Below are 6,143 nucleotides of genomic sequence, written 5' to 3'. Positions count from 1 at the left end.
TCATATACTTCGGTTATTCTGTTATGATTCAGATGCAGACGTATCCTCATCCGTTTCGGGCCCTTCATAATACAGGCGCCTGTATTCATGAGGCTTCATGCCAGTAGAGCGAAGAAAGTTAGCAGAAAATTTACTGCTGTTGCTGTATCCTACCAGCGCCGCAATGTGTACAATGTTCATGGCTGTCTTCGTCAGTAGTTTCTTACTTTCTTCAATACGAAATTCTTTCATATATTGCCCTATGGTTTTTCCATAAACGATTTTAAAACACCGTTTTAACGTTGTAGCTGCAATCGTATGCTGGGCTGCTACTTCTTCAATCGTTATCTTTCTCTTCAGGTTATGAACAAGGTCATTTCGTACTTCTTTAACGACCTGCACCTGGCGGGATGTCAGAATGAACGGCTTACTTTGCGGGCCACAGTCCATTGCGCTGAGAAACAGCAGGATTTCCATAATTTTAATACGGACGTAATGACGGCGGATCTTAGCCGGCACATGATACAATTCGGAAAACAGATGGCGCATGGCATGGTTTTCCTGAACAATCATGCCGAAATCTGAATATACGCAAAAGCGATTGCAAAGTGCTTCCAGGGAAAAACTGTCTGCTCCTAATTGTGCATCCAATATGGGCTGCGCTTTTTCAACATGAATGAGGATAGATAATCCATGATAGTGAGCAGAAGGAAAATACGCAGAATGGCAGTAGTCACGATTACTGCGCCAGCCTACAGACATATCATTTTGTCCCATATATAAACATTCGCCATTTTGAAAGGCACATTCTACCCGCCCTTCTTCACAGTGATTAATGGCAAAAACATTTGGCAGCGGCGGTGCATAGCAGGAGAATTCCTGAAGATGCGCATCAATATACAGTAATTCTACGCCGGGATACACTTCATACCGAGTCAGCTCAGCTGTTCCCGATTCGTTTTCCACGGCAAACGACATCATATCCTCTGTCTGTTCCACCATACGCAAAGTACTCATATCATTCATTTCATGCGCTCCTCATGCCCATACTGCATCCCGGAATCAAAACTGATAGGTCTGGCGCACAGCCTTGCCAGCCGCCTGAAATCCAGCCCATAAAAACACAGCTTCATGCAGCGTGATTTCCAGCAAATGCAATACAACAGGCATTGCCTGTATCCGTTCTTTCGTAATGCCCTTGAGAGCAGCAATAGGTTCATACGCTTCTTCATCCGGCTCAATCACACGGCATGTCCCCATCAGCTGAAGGCCTGCCAGGCTGGAAAATCCGCTGTACGGATCAAACACAGACAGGCTCACGTTGGGATTGCGATATATATGGATAAATTTGCGGCCTCCTTCACTGAACATGTAAATCTTCCCATTTTCATACAAATATTCAATGGGCGTGGACCGAACCGAAATCCCGTTGTCACCAGCGCTGGAAGCAGTAGCCAGTACGCACGTATTATGCGTATTGAGAAAGTTTTCAATAGCTTTCCGTACATCTGGGTCCTGGTTATGCTCGGTATCTCTCCGGAGCATTTGTTCTGCAGCTTCAATTGCATCTTCAGCGTAGTGAGACGAACGGATGACTGCAGAAAATGTAAACGATATGTGCCACTGCTCAGCAATATGGGCCAGTACAGATGGTGCCTGTTCTTCGGCGACGTCGATCAATATGATTCCTACAGATTTTTCTTTTCCCTCTTCTGGCAGGGTCAATGCTGTATGATGCTGCGGATCTGCCTGAATGACATTGATAATCTGACTGTATTTCTGCAGTGCTGCCGTTTCGCCATATGGCATATATCGGCTCATGCTGACAATGCTGCTCATCATGACGGCCACATGGCGGCTCACCAGATGGTCATCATATACAAATAAGGTGTTTCCCATAACAATACCTTCTTTCGCTGTATTCACATATATTGCGGAAAAAGACCGCAAAGGGGGACCCATGCAGTCTTTTCCGAAGGAGTATATAAAAAGGAGAGGTAACGAAGTTACATGGAGCCTTTCATGCGTTTCATGACGGCCTGAAGTTCATCAGGGCTCATGTTCTGCATGGCTTCGGCCATCTTTTTCATGGCTTCCACAGACGGAGTTCCCTGCATTTCCTTCATTTTCTTCATGGCTTCTACCATGGATTCTGTTTTTTCAGAGTCCTGTGCAGCAACGCGTTCCATGACCATGGCGTTTTTCCCGGTCATGAGATACTGGATGCATTCCAATGTCGTCTGTGTTATATTTACCTGCCAGAACTGGCCGGCATCTGTAAGAGTATACATAACGCCATTATTATGTACAAGCCCCCGTTTTTCCCATAATTCATAAAGCCAGGACAGGTCTTTCAGCCGATCATCAAAGGCATAGATTTTGCTTAAATCCATGTACCCCATTTCCAGCTGATTCTGTACGGCATCGACAATAGGCTGCAGCGGCGACTGCTTCATCAAGGCCATAAAGGGCTTCTTCCCTGCTTCTACGAACATTTCGTAAGGCTGAATAGCCCGGTGGAGCATCGTCGAATAGCCGTCGAGGTTTCCGCCGGCACCGCTGCCGAAGGGGAACATAGCAGAACCAGACCGGGCCAGTGTGTTATACAGGCTTCGTTCCCGATTGCTGCAGCTCCAGTGACAGATATTCAGCCGGCGATAGGCTCGTTTTTCCAAATAGTCTTTGGCAAAGGCAAACATGCCGGACTGGTAGTCCGTCGTAGCTGCTGGCGGCAGCGTACCTTTTTGAATGGCTTTATTCAGATCACTGCCATCAAACACATTCAGCTGATACAGGTCTGCGCCGTCTACACCAGACTGGATGAGTAAATCCAGGTCCTGTTTCCACACATCCATATTCTGGTACGGAAGGCCATAGATTAAGTCGATGACAACAGCACACTGATTATACGCTTTTAAGGCAGCCAGATTTTTCAGAACCGTTTCCTGATCATCTAATCGGCCTACAGACCGGCGGACTTTAGTGTTGAAGGATTGCACGCCCAGAGACATGCGATTGACGCCATTTGCCAGCCAGATATCCATCTTTTCCGGTGTCAGATCGTGAATACGGCCTTCTAAGGTCAGTTCATAGTCATTTGCCAGAGGCAGGCACTTGCAGATGGTTTGCAGCAAGCGTTCTGCATTGTGCGGAGATAACGACGTCGGTGTGCCGCCGCCGATAAATACAGCATGAATCAGGCCGTCCCGCAGACGCGGTTTGTCAGCAGAAGCTTCGAGCTCATCGATCAGGCAGTCGACATAGTGATCTTCAACATCCTGATTCGTTCCATTTTGGAAGAAACCGCAGTACAAGCATTTAGTCTTACAAAAAGGGATATGAATATAGGCCATTTGCGTATGTTTCTGTTTCGGACTTTTGGCCATCAGTTCATTCCACAATACCTGTGACTGATCGGGAGAAACGACAGTTCCATTCAGGCCGGCATGGACCACTCGCTTCCGCGGGAACGCATGAGCCAGTGGGTTATCTGTCTCTGCGCCAAACTGAAATACCTGCTGTTCCCTGGATAAGCTATGAAATAATTCTTCTAAGCTCATGAAAAGACCTCCATTAGGCATTGGCAATTGCCGCCATCACATTGGCGGCAAATTGTTTTGCCTGTTCCAAATCAGCTGCATCGGGATGTTTGGCAGCTTCGGCATGCAGTGCATCCCGTTCCGGCGATTTGCCATGGGGATGACCAGCCGGGAACTGTTTATACATCATTTCAATCAGCTTGGGGTCAACTGCGCCCTGGCAGATGAATTTACCGGCAACCTGTACGCCTTCCGGCAGGAAGGCAGCTCCCTTATCCAGGCTTTCAGCAGCATGAGGAGATTTAGGATCTGCACCGAGCGTAGCAAAGACAGCGACATGTTTGTTATGGAGCTGTTTCATCGTTTCCTGCGAGTCTTTGTCGGCAGAACCACGATCTACCCAGAATCCAATGAAGACGCAGTCATAAGAAGCAATATCTGCCGGAACTTCCTTTACAGAAACGCAGGGCGTTCCTGCCGGCAGCGCACTGGCAATTGCTTCTGCAACTTTCTTGGTGTTTCCTGTCCGTGTAGAATAAAGCACGATAGATTTCATCAGTATCTCTCCTTATTAATTAAGATTAAATGTAACTGGCACGTTGATTGTAATGGTCTGCCCTGTTGCATTCGGATATGGGCAGGCAGCATATACAGCATTCAATGCGGCTTTTGACAGAATACTCGGGCCATCTGCCGATGCACCGATACAGTTGCCGGCACCGTCCAGCGTAACTGTTACGTTGACGGTACCCGTCAGGCCTCGCTTAACGGCCATAGGCGGATAGGATTTGTTGGCATTGACAGCCGACCAGAATCCGTCACTGTCAAATGCACCCGTTCCTGTACCAGAGGCGCCGCTGTCGCCCGAACCCTGTCCATCACCGGAGCCTTCACCATATCCCTGTCCGTCGCCAACACCATCGCCGACGCCTGAACCGGATCCGGAACCAATGCCGGAACCTTCACCGGTTCCTTCACCGCTTCCCTGACCACCGCCAGAGCCGGTACCATAGCCGCCATCACTGCTGGCAGCACCTGTCGCTACGCCTGCCGACGCCGCAGATGACGCATTCGCATCAGCGGCCGCTGGCGAGGAAGAAACGGCATCCGACGCAGGCATTGGCGTCGAGGTATCCGGCTGCGGCGTAAGCGGAGACTGCGTTACCTGAGCCGTCTTTTCCGCTACTGCCGCTTCCGACAGTTTTTCCGGGAATAATTCGCTGCCGCCACCGCCGCCTCCGGCATGACCGCTGCCGGAGCTGGACAAATCACTGGAAGCCAAATCGACGACATACATTTGCTGCTGTTCCTGATGCAGTACCGTCCCGGCCAGGAAAACAGCTGCTATGCCGACAATGGCCAAATGAATGATGGCAGACCCAGCATATGCCCGTTTCCAAGATATTCCCTGCATAGGTATCATCCCTTCTGTTCCGCAGCAATAGCCAGCCGTTTCACTCCGGCAGACTTCAGCATATCCATGACAGCTACGACCTGGCCATGAGCCGTACGGCGATCAGCCTGAAGAATGACGGCTGCATTGGCGTTTTCAGACATGTGTTTCTGCATCATGGCCGAAGCTTCATCAAAGCTGACCGGCTTATTGTCCAGCGTAATATGTCCTTCTGCATCGACAGTCAGAATAATAGGCATCTGTACCGGTGCCGACGCGCTCTGCGCCTGTGGAAGCTGTACGGACAGCGCTTTCTGTGCGATCGTCTGCAAACTATTCATCATGAAAAATACAAGAAGAAAGAAAATAATATCAATCATCGGGATAATCATAAAAACGGGTTTCTTTTTCATTCTGGCATTCGTAAACATCAGCGTCTACCTCCTTACTTGGCATTGGCTGAATTGACGACGGTAACGCACAGTTTTTCCGTATCTGTTACGATAGTATCCAGCTGATGATCAAAATACGTATAGACACAGAATGCGATAATAGCCACACAAAGACCTGTAGCCGTAGCGATCAGGGCTTCACCGACACCGCCGGTAATGGCCGATGCACCGGCACCGTTGTCAAGAACGCTGAAGGTGCTGATCATCCCTGTAACCGTTCCCAGCAAACCGAGAAGAGGTGAAATGGTGACAGTAGCACTGAGATAGTCCAGATACCGGCGAAATGCAACGGATTCTACTGTCATCTGTTCATTAAAGGCTTCTTTCATGCCCTTTTCGCTGTCGCGATGTTTGAGGCCGTTGGCAATAATGCGGCTAATGGCAGTAGGTGATTTTTTGCAGAATGCTTCTGCTGCATCCCACTGATCATTCTGAACAGCATGGGTAATACCAATACAGAATTTCTTGGAATCCTTACGGTTGGCCCGATAATAACAGAACCGTTCAATAGCAATGGCTACCGTGAAAATCGACAGGGCAAGCAGCGGATACATAACCAAACCGCCACTGTGAAATAAATGTAAAAAATAAGCAAATCCTTCCATTCTCCTACACTCCTTCGCTAATGTTGGAAATACTATATTGTAAAACTGCTGGCATACGAAAGCAGATATTACCTACATATAAGAAGCTGCAATGGATACAAATACTAACCAGGATCCAATATTTCTTACTCTACGGTCCCAAGTCATATCTTTTGTACCTCTACTTCCTTTCTTG

Annotated in this window: 7 protein-coding genes; all 7 read right to left on the bottom strand. The window is 48.4% G+C overall.

Features of this window, described 5'->3' with window-relative positions; all coding sequences use genetic code 11:
- Window positions 1-21: 21 nt before the first annotated feature.
- Window positions 22-1,005 carry an AraC family transcriptional regulator gene (locus Q3886_RS07705; RefSeq protein WP_301860741.1) on the bottom strand — a complete coding sequence of 328 codons (984 nt, stop codon included), beginning with the start codon at window positions 1,003-1,005 and terminating at the stop codon, window positions 22-24.
- Between the two features lie 36 nt (window positions 1,006-1,041).
- On the bottom strand, window positions 1,042-1,878 hold the full coding sequence (locus Q3886_RS07700; RefSeq protein WP_301860739.1) for a pyridoxamine 5'-phosphate oxidase family protein: 837 nt from the start codon (window positions 1,876-1,878) through the stop codon (window positions 1,042-1,044).
- A gap of 107 nt (window positions 1,879-1,985) precedes the next feature.
- On the bottom strand, window positions 1,986-3,539 hold the full coding sequence (gene hutW, locus Q3886_RS07695; protein ID WP_301860738.1) for a heme anaerobic degradation radical SAM methyltransferase ChuW/HutW: 1,554 nt from the start codon (window positions 3,537-3,539) through the stop codon (window positions 1,986-1,988).
- Window positions 3,540-3,552: 13 nt separating this feature from the next.
- The gene (locus tag Q3886_RS07690) at window positions 3,553-4,074 is read right to left on the bottom strand and encodes a flavodoxin family protein (RefSeq protein ID WP_301860737.1); all 522 of its coding nucleotides are present in this window, start codon (window positions 4,072-4,074) and stop codon (window positions 3,553-3,555) included.
- 15 nt (window positions 4,075-4,089) lie between these two features.
- The gene (locus tag Q3886_RS07685) at window positions 4,090-4,932 is read right to left on the bottom strand and encodes an energy transducer TonB (RefSeq protein ID WP_301860736.1); all 843 of its coding nucleotides are present in this window, start codon (window positions 4,930-4,932) and stop codon (window positions 4,090-4,092) included.
- A gap of 5 nt (window positions 4,933-4,937) precedes the next feature.
- Window positions 4,938-5,342 (bottom strand): biopolymer transporter ExbD, encoded by a 405-nt coding sequence (locus tag Q3886_RS07680; RefSeq protein ID WP_301860735.1) that lies wholly within the window; start codon window positions 5,340-5,342, stop codon window positions 4,938-4,940.
- Between the two features lie 14 nt (window positions 5,343-5,356).
- Window positions 5,357-5,968 carry a MotA/TolQ/ExbB proton channel family protein gene (locus Q3886_RS07675; RefSeq protein ID WP_301860733.1) on the bottom strand — a complete coding sequence of 204 codons (612 nt, stop codon included), beginning with the start codon at window positions 5,966-5,968 and terminating at the stop codon, window positions 5,357-5,359.
- Window positions 5,969-6,143: the final 175 nt, after the last annotated feature.

It is taken from the genome of uncultured Megasphaera sp., from assembly GCF_958350005.1.
GTDB lineage: Bacteria > Bacillota > Negativicutes > Veillonellales > Megasphaeraceae > Megasphaera.
This window is presented reverse-complemented; position numbering and strand designations above follow the sequence as displayed.

Coding starts and splice junctions, on each gene's coding strand:
- Q3886_RS07705 (WP_301860741.1), bottom strand. CDS start 1,005: ATGAATGATATGAGTACTTTGCGTATGGTGGAACAGACAGAGGATATG.
- Q3886_RS07700 (WP_301860739.1), bottom strand. CDS start 1,878: ATGGGAAACACCTTATTTGTATATGATGACCATCTGGTGAGCCGCCAT.
- hutW (WP_301860738.1), bottom strand. CDS start 3,539: ATGAGCTTAGAAGAATTATTTCATAGCTTATCCAGGGAACAGCAGGTA.
- Q3886_RS07690 (WP_301860737.1), bottom strand. CDS start 4,074: ATGAAATCTATCGTGCTTTATTCTACACGGACAGGAAACACCAAGAAA.
- Q3886_RS07685 (WP_301860736.1), bottom strand. CDS start 4,932: ATGCAGGGAATATCTTGGAAACGGGCATATGCTGGGTCTGCCATCATT.
- Q3886_RS07680 (WP_301860735.1), bottom strand. CDS start 5,342: ATGTTTACGAATGCCAGAATGAAAAAGAAACCCGTTTTTATGATTATC.
- Q3886_RS07675 (WP_301860733.1), bottom strand. CDS start 5,968: ATGGAAGGATTTGCTTATTTTTTACATTTATTTCACAGTGGCGGTTTG.